The organism is Acidiphilium sp. AL (assembly GCF_025499445.1).
Taxonomy (GTDB): Bacteria; Pseudomonadota; Alphaproteobacteria; order Acetobacterales; family Acetobacteraceae; genus Acidiphilium; species Acidiphilium iwatense.
Genome location: NZ_JAIMBZ010000002.1, coordinates 270,356 through 293,401 on the forward strand (window position 1 = coordinate 270,356; position 23,046 = coordinate 293,401).

Here is a 23,046-nt window from a genome sequence, read left to right on the forward strand (position 1 = left end):
GAACGATTGCGCGTCAATGCCCGCGCCTGTAGTGCTTAAATCATGAGCACGGACCAGCAATCCATCCCGCAACTCAAGCCGATCGTCCTGCGCGCGCCGCGCGGCGCCGTGACCATCGACGTGCCGGTGATCCTCGCGCCGATGTCCGGCGTGACCGACCTGCCGTTCCGCCGGCTGGTCAGGCGCATGGGCGCGGGGCTGGTGGTTTCCGAGATGATCGCGTCCTGGGCGATGATCCACGAAAACGCGGCAACGCTGCGCATGGCCGAAGTCGTGAGTGGCGGCGGGCCGTCCTCGGTGCAGCTCGCCGGCTGCGAACCCGAGGCGATGGCCGAGGCGGCGCGGCTCGCGGTCGATCGCGGCGCCGACCTGATCGACATCAATTTCGGCTGCCCGGTCAAGAAAGTGGCGGTCGGCCAGATGGCCGGCTCGGCGCTGATGCGCGACGAGATACAGGCCGCGCGCATCCTGACAGCGACGGTGCGCGCCGTCGATGTGCCGGTGACCTTGAAAATGCGCATGGGCTGGGACCGCCAGAGCCTGAACGCGCCGCGCCTCGCGCAAATCGCCGAGGAGTCGGGCATCGCCATGGTCACGGTGCATGGCCGCACCCGCCAGCAATTTTACGAGGGCATCGCGGATTGGGATTTCATCGCGGACGTGAAGAACGCGGTTTCGATTCCGATCATCGCCAATGGCGACATCACCACCGAGGATCAGGCGGCGGAGGCGCTGGCGCGCTCCGGTGCGGATGGGGTGATGATCGGGCGCGGCGCCTATGGACGGCCGTGGTTCCCGGCCCAGGTCGGAAGCTACCTGACCACGGGGCGGCGTATTCCGGCGCCGGATCTCGCCACCCAGCACGGCATTCTGCTGGAACACTACCGCGCGATGCGCGCGCATTACGGCGAACACGCCGGGCTGCGGGTCGCCCGCAAGCATATCGGCTGGTATGCGCGCGGGCTGCCAGGTGCCGCGGAGTTCCGCGCCGCGGTCAACCGGCTGGACGAGGCCGAAGCCGTCGAATCGCTGATTGCCGGATTGTATGAGCGGGTCATGGCGCATCAAGCCCCGTTGCGGGAGGCGGCATGAGCGGCCTGCGCGGTGCGTTTCGCCGCCGCGCACCGGCCATCGCCCGGCGATCCGAAGCGCCTGCCGAAGCCGGAAGGCTGCTCGACGCCCTGCCGCTCGCGGTGATCGAACTCGACGCCGACGACCGTTTCCTGTTCGTCAATTACGCCGCGGAGGAATTGTTCGGCTCCTCGGCATCGTTTCTTTGCGGCAAGCCGCTGCACGACATCCTGCCCGCCGATCATCCGATTTTCATGGTTCTCGACCGGGCGCGGCGCGACGGTGCGACGATCGCGGAGCATGACCTTGCGATCGAAAGCCACCGCCTCGCGCGGCGCGGCGTCTCGCTTCAGGCCGCTCCGATCGCCGAAGCGCCGGGGCATCTGGTGGTGACGCTGCAGGACAGTTCCGCCGCCCGTGCGCTCGACCAGCAGCTTTCCGCGCGCAATGCGGCGCGCAGCATCACCGGCATGGCGGCGGTGCTCGCCCACGAGGTGAAAAACCCGCTCTCGGGCATTCGCGGCGCCGCGCAACTGCTGGAGACCAACGCCGCCGCCGAGGACCGCGAACTCGCCGTGCTGATTCGCGACGAGGTCGACCGCATCCGCAACCTGGTCGAACGGATGGAAATGTTCGGCGACAAGAAGCTCGATCTGCACGCGGTGAACATCCATCGCGTGCTCGAGCATGTCCGCAAACTCGCGCAGCAGGGATTCGCCGCGCGCATCCGTTTCGTCGAAACCTACGATCCCTCGCTGCCGCCGGTGCTCGGCAATCGCGACCAGCTCGTTCAGCTCCTGCTCAACCTGATCAAGAACGCCGCCGAGGCGGTCTCCGAAACCGAACGGCAGGACGGCGAGATTCAACTCCTTACGGGATTTCAGCATGGCGTGCGGCTGGCGGCCTCGCCGGCACGGAGCCAGCCGAACCTGCCGATTTTCATTGCGGTGCGCGACAACGGCGCGGGCATCCCCGAGGATATCAGGCGTCATTTGTTCGAACCCTTCGTCAGCACCAAGGCGGCGGGCAGCGGGCTCGGTCTCGCGTTGGTCGCCAAAATCGTCGCCGATCATGGAGGATTGATCAACGTGGACAGCCGGCCCGGCCGTACCGAATTTCGTATCCATCTGCCGCCCTTCGAGGATCAGACGGAGAGTGACCGCGCATGACCACCCTGCCCACCATCCTGATCGCCGACGACGATCGTTCGATTCGAACGGTATTGACTCAAGCGCTCGGCCGTTCGGGCTATCAGGTGCGCACGACCTCCTCGGCGGCCACGCTCTGGCGCTGGGTCGAGGATGGCGAGGGCGATCTGGTGATTACCGACGTGCTGATGCCCGACGAAAACGGGCTCGACCTGGTGCCGCGCATCAAGCGCATCCGGCCCGAATTGCCGGTCCTGGTGATGAGCGCGCAATCGACCATCCTGACCGCCGTGCAATCGACCCAGCGCGGCGCCTTCGAATATCTGCCCAAACCCTTCGATCTCGGCGAATTGCTCGGCATCGTCGATCGCGCGCTGAAGCAGCCGGCGATGCAGACCCCGGCGGCGCCGGAACAATCGCCCGAGGACAATCTGCCGCTGATCGGCCGCTCGGGCGCGATGCAGGAAATCTACCGGGTGATCGCCCGGCTCACCACCACCGATCTGACCGTGATGATCACCGGCGAATCCGGCTCCGGCAAGGAACTGGTCGCGCGCGCGCTGCACGATTACGGGCGCAGGCGGCAAGGCCCGTTCGTCGCGATCAACATGGCGGCGATCCCGCGCGAACTGATCGAGAGCGAGCTGTTCGGCCATGAGCGCGGCGCCTTCACTGGGGCGACCAACCGGCATGTCGGGCGGTTCGAGCAGGCGGCGGGCGGCACGCTGTTCCTCGACGAAATCGGCGACATGCCGCCCGAGGCGCAGACGCGGCTGCTGCGCGTGCTGCAGGAAGGCGAGTTCACCACCGTCGGCGGCCGCCAGCCGATTCGTGCCAATGCGCGCATCGTCGCCGCGACGCACCGGGATTTGCGCGTGCTGATCCGCTCCGGCCAGTTCCGCGAGGACCTGTTCTACCGGCTCAACGTGGTGCCGATCCGCCTGCCGCCGTTGCGCGAGCGGCCGGGCGATATCGCGCTCCTCGCCAGCCATTTCCTCGCGCGCGCGCAAAGCGAGGGCCTGCCGGGCAAGACACTCACGCCCGAAGCGGTGGCGCGGCTCGCATCCTATCGCTGGCCGGGCAATGTGCGCGAGCTGGAGAACCTGATGCGCCGCTTCGCGGCCTTGGTGCCGCAATCGGTGATCACCGATGAGATCGTCGAGGCCGAACTCGCCGACCGCGCGATCATCGACGATGCGGCGCCGCACGGCACCGAACCCGCACCCGACACGCCACAGGCGATCGAGCGGGCGATCGAACGCCATGTCGCCCGGCTGATGGGCGAGGCGCGCGACAAGGGCGAGGATGGCGTGCTGTATGACCGTGTGCTCGCCGCCTTCGAGGAACCCTTGATCCGCCTCGTGCTCGCCGAGACGCGCGGCAACCAGATCCGCGCGGCCGCGCTGCTCGGACTGAACCGCAACACGCTGCGCAAGAAGATCCGCGAGCACGATATCGGCGTCTCGCGCCGGGTCGGCTGAAGGAATCGTCGTTTGGACCGGATGACCCAAGAGCTGAACAATCCAGTGCAGTCGCCGATCCGGGCGGGATTGCTGGACGTTCTGCTCGGCCGCGTCTCCACGCTGGTTCTCGCGGCCCTGGCCTTGCTGCTCGGCATCGGCAGCTTCGCCTATCTCGCGGGCGGCATCAAACTCGAACTCCATTCGGGCTCGGCATTCGGACTGGCGATCGGCGATATCGCGATCCTGCTCCTGCTCATCACGGTGCTGGTGGCGCGGGTCACCCGCGTGGTGATGGAAAGCCGGCGCGGCGCGGCGGGCGCGCGGCTGCATGTGCGCCTCGTGCTGCTGTTCGGCGGGGTCGCCGCGATACCGGCGATCCTGGTCGCGATTTTCGCCGCCGTGTTCTTCAATCTCGGCATCCAGGCCTGGTTCAATCAGCGGGTGCGCACAGCACTCGCGGAAAGCCAGCAGGTCGCGGTGGGCTATCTCGACGCGAAGAAGAACAGCATCCGGCTCGACGCGCTGGCGATCGCCAACGATCTCAATCAGAATGGGCCGATTTTCTACGGCGACCCCCAGAATTTCTTCAACCAGGGGTTTCTCAATCTGCTGGTCGCGCAGACCGCGCTTCACGGGCTGACCCAGTCGGCGATTTTCGAGCCCCTGACCAACAAGGTGGTGGCCTCCGCCGGATTATTCGCGGGAGCGGGCGTAACGTTGCCGCCGGAAGACAAGATCGCGGATGCCGAGAAACATCAGGTCGCGGTGTGGAGCGCGCCGAACTCGACCCTGGAGCGCGCGGTGGTGCAGCTCGACGCCACGCCGACCCTGATGCTGATGGTCGAACGGCCGATCGATCCCTCGATTCTCGCCCATGTCGACCGCACCCGCCAGGCGCTCGCCGAATATAACCGGCTGGAGCATCACCGCGCGCAGTTCGAGGTGTTTTTCGCGCTGATTTTCGCAACCGTCGCCCTTCTGGTGCTGTCCGGCGCATCGCTGATCGGGCTGGTGTTCGCCAACCAGATCGCCCGTCCGATCAGCTATCTGATCGAGGCGGCGGAGCGGGTACGGGGCGGCGATTACCTGGTGCGGGTACCGGAAGGCGACAGTGGCGACGATGTCGCCGGATTGTCGCGCGCCTTCAACCGCATGACCGGGCAGATCGCCGAGCAGCGCACCGAGCTGATGAGCGCCTACGGCCAGCTCGACGAACGGCGTCGCTTCACCGAAACCGTGCTTGCCGGGGTTTCGGCAGGGGTCATCGGACTCGACCTCAAGGGGCGGATCGAACTGCCCAACCGCACCGCCTCGATCCTGCTCAACCTCGATCTGCTCGCCCATCTCGGCAAGCGACTGGTCGATCTGTTGCCGGACTTCGCACCCTTGGTCGAGCAGGCACAGAACCACCCGGAAAAACCCGCGACCGGCGAAATCGAACATGGCACGGCCAACGCGAAACGCGTGTTCCTGGTGCGCATCGGCGCCGATCTGAAGGGCGAACGGGCCACCGGCTTCGTCGTGACGTTCGACGACATCACCGAACTGCAATCGGCGCAACGCAAGGCCGCCTGGGCCGATGTGGCGCGGCGCATCGCCCACGAGATCAAGAACCCGCTCACCCCGATCCAGCTTTCCGCCGAGCGGATGAAGCGGCGCTTCGCCCGCGAAATCACCACCGATCGCGAAAGTTTCACCCAGTGCGCCGACACCATCGTCCGCCATGTCGGCGATATCGGCCGCATGGTGGACGAGTTCTCCGCCTTCGCGCGGATGCCTCAGCCGATCATCAAATCCGAGGATCTGGGACGCATCGCGCGCGAGGCGGTGATTTTGCAGCGCAGCGCGCATCCGGGCATCAACTGGCGGGTGGAATGCCCCGATCCGGCGCCGCGCGCGCCCTGCGACGCAAGGCTGATCGGTCAGGCCCTGACCAATCTGCTGCAGAACGCCGCCGATTCGATCGGGATGCGCCCTGGCGACCCAGGCGGACATGTAACGCTCCAGATCACCAGCAACGGCGGGACGCGGCGTATCGCGGTGATCGACGATGGCATCGGCCTGCCGGATCATGATCGCGCCCGGCTGGTGGAGCCCTATATAACCCATAAATCGAAAGGCACCGGGCTTGGGCTCGCCATCGTGCGCAAGATCATGGAAGATCACCATGGTGGACTTGAACTGACCGATCGCGAGGACGGACCGGGCGCGATCGTGACGCTGACCTTGCCGAGCGAACAGGAGAACGATGTCTGAGATCCTGATAGTCGACGACGAGCCGGATATCCGGCTGCTGATCGAAGCGATCCTGCGGGACGAAGGGTATACGACGCGCAACGTAGGATCGTCCGACGAGGCGATCGCCGCGTTCCGCGACCGCCGGCCTTCGCTCGTCGTGCTCGACGTGTGGCTGCAGAACTCGCCGCTCGACGGGCTCGGCATTCTCGACGTGATGAAGGCCGAAGCGCCGGATATGCCGGTGGTGATGATCTCCGGTCACGGCACGATCGAGATGGCGGTGAACGCGATCCAGCACGGCGCCTATGATTTCATCGAGAAGCCGTTCAAGTCCGACCGCCTGCTGCTGATCGTCCAGCGCGCGCTGGAAGCGGCAAGGCTCGCCGCCGAGAACGCCGAACTGCGCCTGCGCATCGGCGCCGATTCCAGCCTGACCGGTTCCAGCGCCGCGATTCACGCGCTGCGCCACGCCATCGAGAAGGTGGCACCCACCGGCTCGCGGGTGCTGCTCTCCGGTGCGGCCGGCGCGGGCAAGGAAGTCGTCGCGCGGATGATCCACGCGCAATCCAAGCGCGCCGACAACCCGTTCATGGTGCTGAACTGCGCGATTCTGGCGCCCGAGCGCGTCGAGGTGGAATTGTTCGGCACCGAGGCGGGCGCCGATCCCAACGCCCAGCCGCGCCGCGCGGGCATATTGGAGCGCGCCAACGGCGGCACCCTGCTGCTCGACGAGATCGCCGACATGCCGCTGGAAACCCAGGGCAAGATTGTTCGCGTTCTGCAGGACCAGAGTTTCGAGCGCATCGGCGGCAGCCACCGCGTGAAGGTGGATCTGCGGATCATCGCGAGTTCGGCACGCGACCTCCAGGCCGCGATCGCAAACGGAAAATTCCGCCAGGATCTGTATTACCGGCTCGCCGTGGTGCCGCTGCGGGTGCCATCATTGCGTGAACGGCGCGAGGATATCCCGGAACTCGCGGCGCATTTCCTCAAGCGCGCCGCCGATACCTCGGGCCTGCCGCCGCGCGTGCTGTCATCCGAGGCATTGGCGGCACTTCAGGTCCATGACTGGCCGGGCAATGTGCGGCAGTTGCGCAACGTGATGGACTGGCTGATGATCATGCATCCGGGCGAAGCGGGTGAACCGTTCCGTGCGGAGCATTTGCCGGTCGAGATCGGCGCGCACGCGCCCCGCGCCCTGGCGATCGACCCGCTGGCCGACATCATGGCCTTGCCGTTGCGCGAGGCGCGCGACGTGTTCGAAACACAATATTTGCAGGCGCAATTACTGCGTTTCGGCGGCAATATCAGCCGCACCGCGAATTTCGTCGGCATGGAGCGCAGCGCGCTGCACCGCAAGCTCAAGCAGTTGGGCATCGGCGCCGAGGATCGGGTGGCGAATGCTTGATCATGTAACGATCGGCGTCAGCGACATGGATCGCTCAACAGCATTCTATGACGCCGCCCTGAAAATCGTCGGCATTGAGCGTCTTTATGCCGAAAGAGACGAATTTGCCGGCTATGGCGCCGATGGAAAGGCGTTCTTCTGGATCGACCTCAAGACGGAAACGATCACGGGTGTCCACGTGGCGTTCATGGTCGTGGACCGCGCGAGTGTTGATCGATTTCATGCGACAGCACTCGAAGCAGGAGGCCGCGACAACGGCAAACCCGGCCTGCGCCGGCATTATCACCCGCATTATTATGGGGCTTTCGTTCTCGACCCGGATGGTCACAATATCGAAGCGGTCTGCCATCGTTCGGCATGATCGAGGTAAACACAATGCTCCCTTACCGACGCGGCACCGCCGCGCGCGCCAGGCGCGCGACGTGTTCGAAACACAATATTTGCAGGCGCAATTACTGCGTTTCGGCGGCAATATCAGCCGCACCGCGAATTTCGTCGGCATGGAGCGCAGCGCGCTGCACCGCAAGCTCAAGCAGTTGGGGATCGGTGCGGAGGATCGGGTAGGGAGTGGGTGATTCGATGAGCGGAACGCAAGGTTTGTAACGGGTCGGCTTGAATGTCGGAGATGTATGGGGGATGTTCGTACCATGGGTATGCAACCGATAAATGCTTGTTTCCTTGCCCCCCCTTGTGGTGCATTTTTTTGTTAATTATGAACCTAACTGTGGTCAGCTTTCGAATTAGACAATGTTAGTTTCGGCTCTAATTCATGGATCGCCACGCCTGCTGTCTTGATCGTTGTTAAGTACACTGCTCCGATACTTGCAATAATGACTGCCAGAATCCCGGAGATCTGTCGGATCGATAGCATCTGACCGAGAATCAGAAATCCGAAGACAGCCCCAATCGCCGGCTCCAGGCTCATCAGGATACTGAACGCGCCCATGTCCATTCGCCGCAACGCCATCATCTCGAACGAGAAGGGGATCAGCGGCATCAGTAAAGCCAGCCCCGCGGCAGCCGGAAGCTGCCCAAGCGACAGCTCGGACGGCTCGATGGCAAACGCTAACGGCAAGGCTATCAGCGCCGCCACAACGAGCGACAGGCAGAGCCCCTCTTGCTCCGAAAAGAGCCGGCCGACATGCCGGGTCAGCACGATATAGGCGCCCCAACCAAACCCGGCGCCGAGCGCGAACAGCATACCGGTCGGGTCGAGCAGCCAACCCTTATCGCCATAAGTTATTGCCAGGACCCCGACCGCCGCGAGTAGTGGCAGCGCAAGCCTCGACCAGCCTTTGAGCGCAGTCGCGGCGACGGCCAGTGGACCGAGAAAGTCGATGGTTGTCGCCGGGCCGAGCGGGATGCGGATCACGGCCTCGAAATAGGTCAAAGTCATCCATGCCATGGTAACACCAAGTGCGATGGTGCCGATCCATTGCCGCCGATCGAAGCGGAAGATTTTCGGCTGGGCCAGCATGAGCATGACGACGGCGGCGCAGGCCAATCGCATGGCCGTGATACCGAACGAGCCGTGCGTAATCATCACCGGCACTGCGATGGCGGCGCCGAACTGAACGCTGAGCATCGAGCCTAAAGCGAGTCCCGAGCCTGTCAGTCGGTTCGATTGTCTGCGTAGCTGAAACGCCATCATCTTCACCCCTGAGGAAGTGGTGAGGCATATCAGATGATGCGTCCAAAAGGATCTGGCTAAAATTTACCGCCTCCTATAAGTTTTCATTATGGCCATAGACCTCGATACCGGATTGCTCAGGAATTTCCTCGTCTGTACGCGCCTCGGCAGTATCAGCCGTGCCGCACATGCGCTCGGGCGCACTCAACCGGCACTAAGCCAGCAACTTCGCCGGTTGGAAGATATTGTCGGCGAGGCACTTCTTCAGCGCGCGGCGACGGGTGTTTCGCTGACTGCGGCAGGTGCCGCATTGCTCCCCTACGCCGAGCGGATACTCGCACTTTCAGGTGAAGCCTTGGCCGGCGTTCCGCGCGCCAAACTTTCGGGACGGTGCAGCGTCGGCATCCTGGAGGATTTCACGGGAACGTCTCTGCCGGCGGCGTTCGCCGATTTCGGACGCCTGCACCCAGACACGACGCTGGAATTGGTCGCATTGCTCGGCTCGGAGACGCGGACAGCGCTCGATAGTGGCCGAATCCAGCTTGCCCTGTGTGATGCCGAATTCCTCGAACGCCCGCCGCGCTGGAGCGTTCGCGTTCCGTTGCTTTGGGCGGCGGCGGAAAATTTCGACGCGACGATCGACCCTCTGCCATTGGTCATGTTCTCCGAGCCATGCCGATGGCGTAGCCTTGCTTTCTCGGCTCTGAGCGTAGCAGGGCGATGTTGGCGGATTGCTTTTGAGAGCGGCAGCCTCACCGCCATCCATGCCGCCGTGCGCGCGGGCCTGGGCGTCACCACACTGCTGCCGACGGCCATGGCACAAGGCGTCGTCAGTGCGCCCGTTTCCCAGTCTCTCCCGGCGCTAACCGATATTGAAATCGGGTTGGCACGCCGGCCGGAAAGTGAAGGGGACGTTCTTACGAACGCTGTCGAGGGCATGCTGAAGCAGCTTGCGTAACCCGGCGTGACCTTAAATTCTTGATTTTTGCTCGGTGGCAACATCCCGCTTGGATTGAAAGCCGGCGTTACGCTCGCGGCGCCGCCGCGCGCGCCAGGCGGTCGTTAATGGCGAGGCCGAGCCCGTGATGGGGGATCGGAGCGACGGCGATGCGGGTCAGGCCGCGCGCGGTTCCCTCGGCGTCGAGTTGATGCAGCGCGCCGAACAGATTGGCGGCGGCCTCGGTCAGATCGCCCGATGACGAAAGATTAACCATGAGGCTTGCTTCGGGCTGAGCCGCGCCGAAACCGAGCCACGCCTCGCCCGGCTCCGGCGCAACCGCGTCGAGCCGCAGGGGCAGGCGCGGCGCGTAGTGCGATGCCATCATGCCGGGAGCGGTGATCGCAGAGGCGGCGTCTATCCGGCTGATCGGCCCGACGATCGCTTCCAGCGCCTCGACCGGCGTGCCGCCCGGCCTGAGCAGAACCGCAACCTCGGCGGTCAGGTCGAGGATTGTCGATTCGAGACCGACAGAAGTCGGTCCCGAGACCAGAACGGCATCGATCCTTCCATCGAGACCGGCCAGTACGTGTTCGGCCTTTGTCGGACTGATCCGCCCCGAGCGGTTGGCCGAGGGGGCGGCGATCGGCCGACCTACGGCAGCCAGGAGCGCCTGTGCGGCTGGGTGCGCCGGCACCCGCACCGCGAGGCTCGGTAATCCGGCGGAGGCGAGGCTGGAAATCCGCGAGGACTCCCGGCGCGGCAGAACCAGGGTCAGCGGGCCGGGCCAGAATGTTTCGGCGAGGCTGCGCGCCCGCTCATCCGCCACCGCATCGGCGAAGGCCGCTTCGGCATCGGGGTAATGGCAGATCAGCGGGTTGAAGCGCGGCCTGCCCTTGGCGGCGAAAATCGCCGCGACCGCTTCGCCGTTGGTGGCATCGGCGCCCAGCCCATAGACGGTCTCGGTCGCGAAAGCGACCAAACTTCCCGCGCGGAGCAGAGCAGCCGCCCGCGCGATGCCGGCGGCATCGTCGGGCAGCGTCTCGGTCATGCCTATTTGTCCGGCTTTTCGGACGTGCCGAGATCGCGCACGACATCCGGCGAATGCAGGATCTCGTTGATCCGGGTCGCGACATCCAGCGCGTGATCCGGCTGGAAATGCAGGTCGGGAACGAATTTCGTCCGCATTCCCTGGCCCACCGCGCCGCGCAGGAACGGCGAAACCCGCTTCAGCGCCGGTAGCAGACGATCGACATCGGCATGGCCGAGGTGGGAGACGAACACGGTGGCGTGCTTGAGGTCCGGGCTCATCCGCACCTCGGCCACGGTGAGGCGCACGCCGGCAAGGTCGGGGTCGCGGAATTCGGTGCGCGCGAACAGCTCCGCCAGCCGGTGGCGGATATCCTCGGCCACCCGGCGCTGGCGCTGCGACGGGCCCTGATCCGCCTTGCCGCCTAAAGCGGCACGGCTTACGCCGGAACGACTTCGGTCTCGTAGCATTCCACCACGTCGCCTTCGCGAATGTCACCGAATCCGGCAAAGGACAGGCCGCATTCATAACCGCGCGCCACTTCGCGCACATCGTCCTTGAAGCGCTTGAGCTGCGCCAGTTCGCCCTGATGCACCACCACCCCGTCGCGCAGCAGGCGCACGCCCGCGCCGCGCCTGACCAGCCCTTCGGTGACGTAACAGCCCGCCACCTTGCCGGTCTTGGTGATGTTGAACACCTGGCGGATTTCCGCGTAGCCGAGGAACTTCTCGCGATGCACCGGAGCGAGCTTGCCCTTCACCAGCGTCTCGATATCGTCGGCGACCTGATAGATGATGCTGTAGTAGCGGATATCGACGGCTTCGCGGGTCGCGAGCTGACGGGCCTGGGCGTTGGCGCGCACGTTGAACGCGATCACCACCGCGCTGGACGCGCGGGCGAGCTGGATGTCGCTTTCGGTAATCTGGCCGACGCCGGCGAGCAGCACGCGGACGCGCACTTCATCGTTGCCGAGTTTCTGCACGGTCGCCTGGATCGCCTCGGCGCTGCCCTGCACATCGGCCTTGATGAGCACGGCGACCTCTTTCTGCTCCCCTGCTTGAATCCGCGCCAGCATCTGGTCGAGCGTGCCGCGCGCGGCAGCGCCCGCGGCGGCGCTGTTGTCGCGCTGCCTGCGCTGACGGAACTCGGCGATCTCGCGCGCCCTGCCCTCGTCCTCGACGACGACGAACGCTTCCCCCGCTGCGGGAACCCCGGACAGACCGAGGATTTCCACCGGAACCGACGGGCCGGCGGCGATAACCGGCTTACCCTGATCGTCGAGCATGGCGCGCACGCGGCCCTGCTCGGTGCCGGCGACCACCATGTCACCCTGACGCAGCGTACCGTTCTGCACCAGAACGGTAGCGACCGGGCCGCGCCCACGATCGAGTCGCGCTTCAATAACGGCACCTTCGGCACTGCGATCCGCGTTGGCCTTCAGGTCGAGAAGCTCGGCCTGGAGCAGGATCGCTTCCTGCAAGCGGTCCAATCCCTCGCGCTTGAGCGCCGAGACTTCGACATCCTGGGTCTCGCCGCCCATTTCCTCGACGGCGATGTCGTATTGCAGCAGCTCGGTGCGCACCCTTGTGGGATTGGCGTCCGGCCTGTCGATTTTGTTGATCGCCACGATGATCGGCGCGTTCGCCGCCTTGGCGTGGCGGATCGCCTCGATCGTCTGCGGCATCACTCCGTCATCGGCGGCGACGACCAGCACGACGATGTCGGTCACCGAGGCGCCGCGGGCACGCATCGCGGTGAACGCCTCATGGCCCGGCGTGTCGATGAAGGTCATTTTCGCACCGGATTCGAGCGTGACCTGATAGGCGCCGATGTGCTGGGTAATCCCGCCGGCTTCGCCACCCGCGACGTTGGTTGCGCGCAGCGCATCCAGCAAACTGGTCTTGCCGTGGTCGACATGGCCCATGATGGTCACCACCGGCGGGCGCGGCGTCAGGTCCTCGGGCCGGTCCTGCACGCCTTCGAGACCGATCTCGATATCGGCTTCGGACACTCGCTTGGATTTATGGCCGAATTCGCCGACCACGAGTTCCGCCGTATCGGCGTCGATCGTCTGGGTCGCGGTGGCCATCACGCCGAGCTTCATCAGCGATTTCACCACCTCGGGCACCCGCGCGGCCATGCGGTTCGCGAGTTCCTGAACCGTGATCGTCTCGGGCAGGATCACCTCGCGCACCACGCGCACCTGATCGGAGCGCAGCATTTCCAGCTCGGCCTGGCGGCGCTCGCGATCGCGCTGACGGCGCACCGAGGCGAGCGAGCGGACACGCTCATCCTCGCCCGAGAGCGCGGCCTGAACGTCGATGCGCGCACCGCCGCGACGGCGATCATCCACCGTCTTTTTCGGCGCGGGCGCCGCAGGCTTGCGGGCCGGGACCGCACCGCCGCCGGGGCGGCGGGCGACACGCGGGGCTTCCTCGTCATCCTCACGTCCCCCCGCACGGCCGGTCTTGAGCCGCAGGGTTTCCAGAGCAGGGCCAGGCGCTGCCGGGGCAGAAGGACGGCGCGGCGGGACAGATCCCGGCGCTTCGGTCCGGCGTGGCGCCGAGGACGATGCCGGCGGCGCCGATTCCGGCGCGGGCTCGACCGTGATCGCGGCCTGCTCGCGCGCCGCTTCCTCTTCACGTTTACGGGATTCTTCCTCGATGCGCCGGCGGGCTTCCTCTTCGGCGGCGCGAGTTTCCTCCTCCGCACGACGACGGGCCTCTTCGGCGGCGGAAAGGATCGAAATCTTTTCCTGCTCGCGACGCTCCGCCTCGCGTTTCGCCGCCTCGCGCTGCTGTTCGGCAACGGCACGCTGACGCGCGGCCTGTTCGGTCGCGGTGAGGCTGCGCGGCGGCGTTGCGGCCTGACCGGCGCCGCGCGAGGATGCCGCCGCCGGACGGGCGGCGGTTTCGGGAGCGGCCGCCGGAGCGCCACCGCGCTTTTTGCGGACCTCGACCTGAACGACTTTCGATCGCCCATGGCTGAAGCTCTGCCGCACCGAACCGGCATCGACGGTGCGCCCCAGTTCGCCGCGGCTCGCCGGCCGCAGCGAGAGCCGCCCTTTGGTTTCGCCCTGATCGTTGTCGTCGCTCATATAATCCGGTCCGTATCCAAGTCCGTTTCTTAGTCGCAGTCCTAGCCGTAGCCATTATCGCCGCAGCGATACCCGTGCCGCCGAAGCCGATCGCGCCGCCATCCGCGGTGCGCTCAGCCCGAGCCGGCCTCTCTCTGCCCGCTCCGGGCCGCACTGGCAACGGGTGCGCCGGTACCGCCGGCCCCGCCGGCGATTCCTGCGCATCGCTCGGCTTCGGTCGCGATCATGCCGGCGAGCTTTCCCGCCCCGATCGCCACATGCATCATCCTCTCGCGGCCGAAGGCGGCACCGAGCCGAGCCGCCGTCAGCGGGTGCACGACCGGCACCGCATGGTGCTGACGCAAACGAGCCTGCTCGGACACGCTGCCATCCGCCGCCTCAACCAGCAACGCACATCGGCCGGAGCCAAGCCATTCCTTGACCTTTTCGAAACCGCCGGTCGCGGCGCCAGCGCGCCGCGCAAGCCCCAGCAATTCGACGATCCGGTTTTCCAGCACGCTCTGCACCCGGTCGGCGAGCCGTTCCGGCACCATCAGGCGCCTGCCGGCCACCCTGGCGAACACGCCGCGTTTCATCGCCATCTCTATCACATCGCGGCTTGCACTCAACCACATGCCGCGACCGGGCAGCGTTGCAACCACGTCGAAGACCAGGGAATCGTCCGGCCCCGCGACGAAGCGCAGCATCGTCTCGCGTGCCCGGCGCTCGCGCGTGACCAGGCAGCGCCGTTGCGGGCCGGTGTGATCGGCCGCCTCGTCATCCGGTTCGGGGGCGATATCCTGCGGCGGCGCGTCAGCCAGCGTTTTCGTCTCCTTCGAACCAATGGGCCCGCGCGGCCATGATGATCGCGTTCGCCGCATCCTCATCCAGCGCGTCCTTGCCCACGATCTCGATCAACTCGTCGCTGGCGAGATCGGCGAGATCGTCGAGCGTCTTCACTCCGGCTTCGCCAAGGGCAACCAGCATGGGCGCCGTCAGGCCGTCCACCGCGGTCAATTCGTCGGAAACGCCGAGCGCCTGGCGGCGCTCTTCCATTTCGGTCGCGCGCTTCTCGATCGCTACTTCCGCGCGGCGATGCAGTTCGGTGGCAATGCCCTCGTCGAAACCTTCGATCTCGGCGAGTTCTTCAATCGGTGTCGATGCCAAATCCTCGATTCCTTCAAATCCTTCGGTCACCAGCAGTCCGGCGATCACGTCATCCACGTCCAGCGCCTCGACGAACAGGTAGCTGCGCCGGCGGAATTCCTCCTGGCGGCGCTCGCTCTCCTCGGCTTCGGTGAGGATATCGATATCCCAGCGCGTCAGTTGCGAGGCGAGGCGCACATTCTGCCCGCGCCGGCCGATCGCCAGCGAAAGCTGCGCATCGGGCACCACCACCTCGACCTTGCCGGCCTCCTCGTCGAGCACGACCTTGGTAACCTCGGCCGGGGCGAGCGCGTTCACCACGAAAGTCGCCGGATTCGGGCTCCAGGGAATGATGTCGATCTTCTCGCCCTGCAGCTCGGCGACCACCGCCTGCACCCGCGAGCCGCGCATGCCGACGCAGGCGCCGACCGGATCGATCGAGGAATCGCGCGAGATCACCGCCATTTTCGCGCGCGATCCGGGATCGCGCGCGACCGCCTTGATCTCGATGATGCCCTCGTAAATCTCCGGCACTTCCTGCGCGAACAGTTTGGCGAGAAAGCCCGGATGGGTGCGCGAAAGGAACAGTTGCGGCCCTCGCGGCTCCTCGCGCACGTCATAGATGAAGGCGCGGACCCGGTCGCCATTGTGCAGATTCTCGCGCGGAATCGTCTCGTCGCGACGCAGCAGCGCCTCGGCGCGGCCGAGATCGACCATGAGGTTGCCGTATTCGGTGCGCTTGACCGTGCCTGTGATGATCTCGCCGATCCGGTCCTTGAACTCGTCGTACTGGCGCTTGCGCTCATACTCGCGCACCCGCTGCACGATCACCTGCTTGGCGGTCTGCGCCGCGATCCGGCCGAAATCGATCGGCGGCAGCGGATCGACCAGATGGCCGCCGAGCTCGATATCCGGCTTGAACTTCTTCGCGATATGCAGCGGGATCTGGGTTTCCTCGTTCTCCACCGTCTCGACCGCCTCGGTCCAGCGCGACAGGCGGACATCGCCGGTCTTGCGGTCGATGGTGGCGCGGATGTCCTTCTCGTGGCCGTATTTCGCGCGGCCGGCCTTCTGGATGGCCTGCTCCATCGCCTCGAGCACCTCCTCGCGGTCGATCTGCTTCTCGCGGGCTACGGCGTCGGCAACCAGCAGCAACTCGGGGCGGGCAATCGCGGTATCCATGGTCATCTCGCTCTTTTTCGTCGGTTGGCGGAGCATCAATTGGCAGGGGGCGGCGTTTCCGCCGCCTTGATCAGATCCTCGGTCAGCACCAGCTTGGCGCGCCTGATATCGGCGTGCGGCAATTCGACGGTCTCGCCGGTATCAAGCTTCACCCGTGCGACCCTCTCGTCCGCGCCCAGCACGATTCCGGTGATCCGCTTTCGGCCCAGGGCGATCGGCGCGTCAAGCTCGATCTTCGCGAGATGCCCGGCAAAGCGGTTCCAGTCCTTTACCCGGGTCAGCGGCCGGTCGATCCCGGCGGAGCTGACTTCCAGGGTCCAGGCGCCGGCGATCGGGTCGTCCACGTCGAGCACGGCGGAGACGAGGTGGCTGATCCGCTCGCAATCGTCGAGGGTGAACGGCGCGTCGTCGGCACGGTCGGCCATGATCTGCACGGTCGGGCGCTGCTTGCCGATCACCGCGATGCGGACGAGTTCATAGCCGATCGATTCGAGCCCAGGGGCGATCAGATCGGCGATGCGGCCTTCGAGGCCGGTATGAAGCGGTCTTGTATCGTTCACGGATCGGGTCTCGGACAGACGAACAGGCTGGACAAACAAAAAAGGCGGCCCGTTGAGGCCACCTCCGTAAAGGTTGGAGAATGTGATTTTTCGAGGATATAGACCCGGCGCCGCCCCGGATCAAGAGCGATGCCGAAATCGAACCGGCGTTCAATCAAATTCGATCTGGAAATTCGCTCCGGCGAGCGAGATGGCGGTGTTGTGCGAGCACCGGAGCACAGCAGAACGCCACCAGATCGCCGCCGGAGTAGAATTTCCTATCCGGCCTGCATCTTGTGAAGCTGCTGCTTCATCGCCTCGAGCAGGGCGGTGACCTGGCCGCCGTGATCGTTGATCACGCTGGCATAGTCGGAGCGTTCGGTGACGCGCAGCGAGGTGCCCTCGACCACCACGTCGACGATCTTGGGCGCACCGCCCACCTCGTCGACCACCCATTGCACATGAGCGGGCGACTGCCCCTGCCGTGTGACCACGGTGCTCACCATCTCGCCTTGCGGGCCGGTCTGCGTCCGCCCGACCGTGAAGGTCACGCCCTTATAGGCGCGGATCTGGGTGGTGATGTTGTAGGCCAGCAATTGATGGTACAAATTCATGTATTCGCTGCGCTGGCTCGGCGTCGCGACGCGCCAGTAGCGTCCGAGCACGAATTTGCCGATCTGATCGACCGCGACGATGTTGTTCACCAGATTGCGCAGATCGGCCGCTTTCTGGCCGGTCGATCCGGGTCCGTTGATGATCGAGACGAGCTTGTCGCCCGATTGCTTGATGAAATGCTGGGCGGAGGGCGCGCTGGGCGCCGCGGCCCGTGCGGCCGGAGTGACCGCCAGGGCGGGCAGCAGGGCGAAGGCGCCGAGCAGAACGCGGCGGAAATAGGCAGCCATAGAGTAATCCTTTCTACTGTTGACCGTATTCCTGATGCTTCATCCGTGCCCGCACCGAGGCCGGATACCAGGCCGGCGGGGTCACGACATCGCGCCGGTTGATTGTCTTGAGTTGTGCGGCACGATGTTGGCGATAAAGGCTCCGAAATGTGGCATAAGGATCGAGCGCGGTCGCCTTGACGTTCGAAATCGTGCCGTGCAGCTGAGCGCGGGTATTCACGACGTTGAGGCCGGCGCTGGAATAGTTGAAGATGCTCAGCCCGGTCGAGGGCGGCGGGGGGAAGGTCGGCGTCATCACGAAATCCGCCGGAATATTGGTCGCGTCGCGCACGCCGGACGGCCCGAACAGCGGCAGATAGAGATACGGACCCGCCGGCACGCCGTAGCCCGCCAGGGTCAGGCCGAGATCGGTATAGACGTGACGATAGCCGAGCGTGGCGGCGGGGTCGAAAATCCCGCCGATGCCCACGGTGGAATTGACCAGGAAGCGAACCAGCGTAGTGCCGGCGTCGCGCGGCTTGCCGGACGCCATGAAGTAGAGAAGCTGGGCCGGCGCCTGCATGTTGCTCATGAAATCCGAGACATGCCGGCGGACCCCCGGCGTGGTCACGTCGATATAGCCGAGCGCCACCGGCTTCAGCACATAGGTGTCGAGCGTATTGTTGAAGCGGTAGAAAACCTTGTTCATCGGCTTCAGCGGGTCGTTCTGCTGCTGGTATGCCTGGTACGCCGCCTGATTGCTCCTCGGCGGCGGCGTCGCACACCCGGCGAGCAGGCCGGCCGCCGCAAGAACCGGGAGTATCGATCTGATCGCGATGCCCATGGGCCTCCTTCATCGGCACCGGGAACGGAGCCGCCTTCGATTTTGCGCGGCTCCCCGCGTTCGTTCCGCGCAGCTTCCGCCGCGCCTGACCCGATGATAGGCCAGTTACCGAGACGCTATGTAGCGCAAGGGCGGGCACGATCAACTGGATGGCCCGCGCGATCAGGCATGAGCCTCCCATCCTGGCATCGGCCTTGCAACGCCCGGCTGTTGCTGCCACGACATCCTGGTGTGGCGATTCTGAAATTCCTATCCGCTCGCGGCGGCGATTTTAGGAATTTCGGAATCACGGGCCACACTGGAAGATTTTGATTTTCCTGGTGTTCTATCGTTTCGGAAATTCGTGGAACGCTATCGGGCAATGCAAACGAATTTCCGAAACGGAACGCTAGGAGGAGGGTTCGCCCCGATGAGTCACGATCCGCCCCGCGCCGCCCTGGAACGCTGGCTGTCCGGCCCGCGCATCGCGCCCCTGCCGGCGCGGGGCCCGCGCGCGCCGGCGCCGGCGGTTTCCTTCGAGTTCTTTCCGCCGAAAACCGAGGCGCTGGAAACCCAGCTCTGGTCCTGCATCCGCCGGCTGGAACCGCTCGGTCCGCGCTTCGTCTCGGTCACCTATGGCGCCGGCGGATCGACCCAGGAGCGCACCCACGCGACCGTTCTGCGCCTGGTGCGGGAAACCGCGCTGATCCCGGCAGCCCACCTCACCTGCGTCGGAGCGTCGCGCGACGAGGTCGATGCGGTCGCCCGCCGCTATTGGGAGGCCGGGGTGCGCCACATCGTCGCCCTGCGCGGCGATCCGCCCGGCGGCGGCGACTACGAACCGCACCCCCAGGGCTATGCCTATGCCGCCAATCTGGTCGCCGGGCTCAAGCGCGTCGGCGATTTCGACATTTCGGTCGCCGCCTATCCCGAAACCCATCCGCAAGCCGCGAACCCCGAGGCCGATCTCGACAATCTGAAGCGCAAGCTCGATGCCGGGGCCAACCGGGCGATCACCCAGGTGTTTTTCGAAACCGGGCATTACCTCGACTTTCTCGATCGCGCCCTGGCCGCCGGCGTCACCGCGCCGATCATTCCGGGGATCATGCCGGTCTCCAATTTCGCCCAGGCCAGGCGGATGAGCGAAATGGGCGGCACGTCGGTGCCGGCCTGGATGGGCGAGATGTTCGCCGGGCTGGACGACGATGCCGAGACCCGCCGGATGGTCGCGGCCAGCATCGCCGCCGAGCAGGTCCGCACGCTGCAGGCCAACGGCATCGACGAATTCCATTTCTACACGCTGAACCGCGCCGATCTGACCTATGCGATCGCCCGGATTCTCGGGGTGAAACCGGCTTCGTGAGCGCGTATCTCGACCGCCTGAACGCTGCCCAGCGCGAAGCCGTCGAAGCGACCGACGGCCCGGTTCTGGTGCTGGCCGGCGCGGGCACCGGCAAGACCCGCGTGCTGACCACCCGCTTCGCCCATATCCTGCTCACGCGCCGCGCCTTTCCCAGCCAGATCCTCGCGGTCACCTTCACCAACAAGGCGGCGCGCGAGATGCGCGAGCGGGTCGCATCCCTGCTCGGCCAGCCCGCCGAGGGGCTTTGGCTCGGCACGTTCCATGCGCTCGCCGCGCGAATGCTGCGCCGCCATGCCGAACGGGTCGATCGGACGTCCAATTTCTCCATCCTCGACCCCGACGACCAGTTGCGCCTGCTGAAACAGGTGATGGAAGCGCGCCGGATGGACACCAAACGCTTCACCCCGCAAGGGCTGATGAGCACCATCCAGCGCTGGAAGGATCGCGCGCTGCTGCCCGATTCGGTGCCCGGCGATCAGGATATCGACTGGGGCGCGGAAAGCGCGCGCGATCTCTATGCCGCCTATCAGGACCGCCTCCGCGCCCTGAATGCGATGGATTTCGGCGATCTCCTGCTGCTCGCGACCGACCTGCTGAAGCGCGATGCCGAGGTGCTGGCCGACTACCATCGCCGGTTCCGCTATATCCTGGTCGACGAGTATCAGGATACCAATCTCGTCCAGTATTACTGGCTGCGCCTGCTCGCCCAGGCGCACAAGAATATCTGCTGCGTGGGCGACGACGACCAGAGCATCTATTCCTGGCGCGGCGCCGAGATCGAGAACATTCTCCGCTTCGAGACCGATTTCCCCGGCGCGAAAATCGTGCGGCTGGAGGCGAATTACCGTTCGACCGCGCCGATTCTCGCCGCCGCGTCGGGCCTGATCGCCCATAACGAGGGGCGGCTGGGCAAAACCCTGCATCCCGGCCGCAACGATGCCGAAGGTGAGCGCGTCGAGGTGCTCGGCTTCTGGGATTCGGACGAGGAGTCCCGATTCGTCGCCGGCCGGATCGAGGCGCTGCGCCGCGACGCGCATAAACTGGCCGAATGCGCGGTGCTGGTGCGCGCCGGATTCCAGACCCGCGCCTTCGAGGAGCGGTTCATCGCGATCGGGATGCCGTATCGCATCGTCGGGGGTTTGCGATTCTACGAACGCGCCGAAATCCGCGACGCCATCGCCTATCTGCGCGTGCTCGCGCAACCGGCCGACGACCTCGCCTTCGAGCGGATCGTCAACGTGCCGAAACGCGGCCTGGGCGACACCGCTTTGCGTACCCTGCACGAACGCAGCCGCGCGGACGGCGTGCCGCTCGCCGAGGCCGCCGCGCGCATCGCCGCCGCGGGCACGTTGCGCGGCCGGGCTCGGGATGGGCTGCGCGACCTGCTCGCCGGATTCGCCGCCTGGCGCGAAACCCTCCGCCGCGACGGCCATGTCACCGCACTGGCCACGCTGCTCGACGAAAGCGGCTATGTCGCGATGTGGCAGGACCAGAAATCGCCCGACGCGGCGGGGCGGCTGGAAAACCTCAAGGAACTGGTCCGCGCGCTCGCCGATTTCGAGACGCTCGAAGGCTTTCTCGACCATGTCGCCCTGGTGATGGACAACGATAACGAGGCCGATGACGACAAGGTGTTTCTGATGACCCTGCACGCCGCCAAGGGTCTCGAATTCGACACGGTATTCCTGCCCGGCTGGGAGGAAGGCGTGTTTCCCAATCAGCGATCGCTCGACGAAGGCGGTGCGAAATCGCTGGAGGAGGAACGCCGGCTCGCCTATGTCGGCATCACGCGGGCGCGGCAGCGGGCGATCATTTCGCATTGCGCGAACCGGCGCATCTACGCCAACTGGCAATCCAGCGTGCCGTCCCGCTTCATCGAGGAATTGCCGGAAGACAGTATCTCCGTGGGCGGCTCGGCCGCGCTTGCGCGCGAGCAGCGTCTTGCGGCGCCGCCGGTTTTCGCCACCGCGACCCCGCTGCTCGCCCGGCGCGGCGCCGATGAATGGAACACCCAGGCAAGGCCGCCGCGCGCCGACAAAATTGCGCCGGGAACCCGCGTGTTCCACCAGAAATTCGGCTACGGTATCGTGCTCGACACTGATGATGACCGGCTCGACATTGAATTCGACAGCGCCGGGGAAAAGCGTGTGCTCGACCGATTCGTCGAGCGCGCATAATGACTGAATACATCGAGCGCATCGCGGTCACCGTGCCGGAATCGGGCCTGGAAGCCTTCGAGGCGGCCTTATCCTCCTGCTGCGCGACCGTCGGGTTTTTTCTCGATGAGGCCACCGGCCTCTGGATGATCGAGGGGTTGCGGGAAATCGGCGAGGCGGACGACGACCTCGCCGCCGCCCTGATCCTCGCCGAAGCCGCCAGCGGAGTCACGCCGGCGATCGAACGGGTTCGGGTTGCCGCCGGCGGATGGCTTGCCCGCAACGTCCAGGATTTCCCGGAACAGCGCATCGGCGCGCGTTTCGCGATTCGCGGCACTCACATCGCAACCCGGCCGCTTGCCGGCCGGATCACCATGATCCTCGATGCCGGGCTCGCCTTCGGCACCGGCGAGCATGGTTCGACGCGCGGCTGCCTGCGCGCCCTGGAACGCGTCGCCAAGGCACGAAAACCGGCGAAAATTCTCGATCTCGGCACCGGCTCGGGGGTGCTCGGCATCGCCGGGGCGAAACTCTGGAGGCGGCACGTTCTGGCCACCGATATCGACGCTCGGGCAGTGCGCGTCGCTTCGGCCAACGCGGCGCGGAACGGCGTCGCTCCGCTGTTCCGCGCCGCCCGCGCCGATGGCTGGACCAGCCCCGCGCTCGCGCGGCACGCGCCCTATGATCTGGTGTTCGCGAATATCCTGGCCCGACCGCTGGCGGCAATGGCGCACCAGCTTGCGGCCAGTCTCGCGCCGCGCGGCATCGCCATCCTCGCCGGATTGCTGGAGACCCAGGCACGCTGGGTACTATCCGCGCACCGGCGGCACGGTCTGGTGCTCAAGACGCGCATCCGCGAGGGCGCATGGACCACCCTCGTTCTCGAAAAACCGGGGCGGGGACAAACAAAAACCCGGACGGACGCATGAGCGCCCGATCCGGGTTTTGTCATGAG

Annotated in this window: 19 protein-coding genes and 1 pseudogene; 11 read left to right on the forward strand and 9 right to left on the reverse strand. The window is 65.7% G+C overall.

Annotation, left to right across the window (positions count from 1 at the left end; genetic code table 11):
* Nucleotides 1-42: 42 nt before the first annotated feature.
* The 7 genes and pseudogenes from dusB to AiwAL_RS02775 form a co-directional block, all read left to right on the forward strand.
* Nucleotides 43-1,092 (forward strand): tRNA dihydrouridine synthase DusB, encoded by a 1,050-nt coding sequence (dusB, locus tag AiwAL_RS02745; protein WP_235702739.1) that lies wholly within the window; start codon nucleotides 43-45, stop codon nucleotides 1,090-1,092.
* Complete coding sequence (locus AiwAL_RS02750; protein WP_235702740.1) at nucleotides 1,089-2,240, forward strand: nitrogen regulation protein NR(II); 1,152 nt, start codon at nucleotides 1,089-1,091, stop codon at nucleotides 2,238-2,240. Before dusB ends, AiwAL_RS02750 begins: the two co-directional genes overlap by 4 nt.
* The gene (ntrC, locus tag AiwAL_RS02755; protein ID WP_235702741.1) at nucleotides 2,237-3,700 is read left to right on the forward strand and encodes a nitrogen regulation protein NR(I); all 1,464 of its coding nucleotides are present in this window, start codon (nucleotides 2,237-2,239) and stop codon (nucleotides 3,698-3,700) included. Before AiwAL_RS02750 ends, ntrC begins: the two co-directional genes overlap by 4 nt.
* 21 nt (nucleotides 3,701-3,721) lie before the next feature.
* Entirely contained in the window at nucleotides 3,722-5,938 is a 2,217-nt protein-coding gene (locus AiwAL_RS02760) for a PAS domain-containing sensor histidine kinase (RefSeq protein WP_262312059.1), read from the forward strand.
* Nucleotides 5,931-7,328: a sigma-54 dependent transcriptional regulator gene (locus tag AiwAL_RS02765; protein WP_262312060.1), complete on the forward strand. Its 1,398-nt coding sequence runs from the start codon at nucleotides 5,931-5,933 to the stop codon at nucleotides 7,326-7,328. Before AiwAL_RS02760 ends, AiwAL_RS02765 begins: the two co-directional genes overlap by 8 nt.
* Complete coding sequence (locus tag AiwAL_RS02770; protein WP_235702744.1) at nucleotides 7,321-7,689, forward strand: VOC family protein; 369 nt, start codon at nucleotides 7,321-7,323, stop codon at nucleotides 7,687-7,689. Before AiwAL_RS02765 ends, AiwAL_RS02770 begins: the two co-directional genes overlap by 8 nt.
* 46 nt (nucleotides 7,690-7,735) lie before the next feature.
* Nucleotides 7,736-7,903, forward strand: a pseudogene (locus AiwAL_RS02775) (helix-turn-helix domain-containing protein); the annotation flags it as partial.
* A gap of 143 nt (nucleotides 7,904-8,046) precedes the next feature.
* On the opposite strand, the gene AiwAL_RS02780 reads toward AiwAL_RS02775, so the two are convergent.
* On the reverse strand, nucleotides 8,047-8,979 hold the full coding sequence (locus tag AiwAL_RS02780; protein WP_235702745.1) for a DMT family transporter: 933 nt from the start codon (nucleotides 8,977-8,979) through the stop codon (nucleotides 8,047-8,049).
* 88 nt (nucleotides 8,980-9,067) lie between these two features.
* Between AiwAL_RS02780 and AiwAL_RS02785 the strand changes: the two genes are divergently transcribed.
* Nucleotides 9,068-9,916, forward strand: coding sequence for a LysR substrate-binding domain-containing protein (locus AiwAL_RS02785; RefSeq protein ID WP_235702746.1), 849 nt, complete (start codon nucleotides 9,068-9,070; stop codon nucleotides 9,914-9,916).
* Nucleotides 9,917-9,983: 67 nt separating this feature from the next.
* Here AiwAL_RS02785 and AiwAL_RS02790 read toward each other — a convergent pair whose 3' ends face one another.
* The 8 genes from AiwAL_RS02790 to AiwAL_RS02825 form a co-directional block, all read right to left on the reverse strand.
* Nucleotides 9,984-10,946: an L-threonylcarbamoyladenylate synthase gene (locus AiwAL_RS02790; protein ID WP_262312063.1), complete on the reverse strand. Its 963-nt coding sequence runs from the start codon at nucleotides 10,944-10,946 to the stop codon at nucleotides 9,984-9,986.
* A gap of 2 nt (nucleotides 10,947-10,948) precedes the next feature.
* The gene (gene rbfA, locus AiwAL_RS02795; RefSeq protein WP_235702748.1) at nucleotides 10,949-11,395 is read right to left on the reverse strand and encodes a 30S ribosome-binding factor RbfA; all 447 of its coding nucleotides are present in this window, start codon (nucleotides 11,393-11,395) and stop codon (nucleotides 10,949-10,951) included.
* Nucleotides 11,365-14,022, reverse strand: coding sequence for a translation initiation factor IF-2 (infB, locus tag AiwAL_RS02800; protein ID WP_262312064.1), 2,658 nt, complete (start codon nucleotides 14,020-14,022; stop codon nucleotides 11,365-11,367). Before infB ends, rbfA begins: the two co-directional genes overlap by 31 nt.
* 113 nt (nucleotides 14,023-14,135) lie before the next feature.
* Nucleotides 14,136-14,888, reverse strand: coding sequence for an RNA-binding protein (locus AiwAL_RS02805; protein WP_235702750.1), 753 nt, complete (start codon nucleotides 14,886-14,888; stop codon nucleotides 14,136-14,138).
* Nucleotides 14,815-16,329: a transcription termination factor NusA gene (gene nusA / locus AiwAL_RS02810; protein WP_235702766.1), complete on the reverse strand. Its 1,515-nt coding sequence runs from the start codon at nucleotides 16,327-16,329 to the stop codon at nucleotides 14,815-14,817. The genes AiwAL_RS02805 and nusA overlap by 74 nt, the downstream gene beginning before the upstream one ends.
* Nucleotides 16,330-16,364: 35 nt before the next feature.
* On the reverse strand, nucleotides 16,365-16,889 hold the full coding sequence (gene rimP, locus AiwAL_RS02815; RefSeq protein ID WP_235702751.1) for a ribosome maturation factor RimP: 525 nt from the start codon (nucleotides 16,887-16,889) through the stop codon (nucleotides 16,365-16,367).
* Between the two features lie 257 nt (nucleotides 16,890-17,146).
* Nucleotides 17,147-17,770 (reverse strand): phospholipid-binding protein MlaC, encoded by a 624-nt coding sequence (locus AiwAL_RS02820; protein WP_235702752.1) that lies wholly within the window; start codon nucleotides 17,768-17,770, stop codon nucleotides 17,147-17,149.
* 13 nt (nucleotides 17,771-17,783) lie between these two features.
* On the reverse strand, nucleotides 17,784-18,593 hold the full coding sequence (locus tag AiwAL_RS02825) for a VacJ family lipoprotein (protein ID WP_235702753.1): 810 nt from the start codon (nucleotides 18,591-18,593) through the stop codon (nucleotides 17,784-17,786).
* Nucleotides 18,594-19,002: 409 nt separating this feature from the next.
* Between AiwAL_RS02825 and metF the strand changes: the two genes are divergently transcribed.
* The 3 genes from metF to AiwAL_RS02840 are packed head-to-tail and all read left to right on the forward strand — an operon-like array spanning nucleotide 19,003 to nucleotide 23,020.
* The gene (gene metF, locus AiwAL_RS02830; RefSeq protein WP_262312065.1) at nucleotides 19,003-19,935 is read left to right on the forward strand and encodes a methylenetetrahydrofolate reductase [NAD(P)H]; all 933 of its coding nucleotides are present in this window, start codon (nucleotides 19,003-19,005) and stop codon (nucleotides 19,933-19,935) included.
* Nucleotides 19,932-22,112, forward strand: a complete 2,181-nt coding sequence (locus tag AiwAL_RS02835; protein WP_262312066.1) for an ATP-dependent helicase — start codon at nucleotides 19,932-19,934, stop codon at nucleotides 22,110-22,112. Before metF ends, AiwAL_RS02835 begins: the two co-directional genes overlap by 4 nt.
* The gene (locus AiwAL_RS02840; protein ID WP_262312067.1) at nucleotides 22,112-23,020 is read left to right on the forward strand and encodes a 50S ribosomal protein L11 methyltransferase; all 909 of its coding nucleotides are present in this window, start codon (nucleotides 22,112-22,114) and stop codon (nucleotides 23,018-23,020) included. The genes AiwAL_RS02835 and AiwAL_RS02840 overlap by 1 nt, the downstream gene beginning before the upstream one ends.
* Nucleotides 23,021-23,046 lie beyond the last annotated feature (26 nt).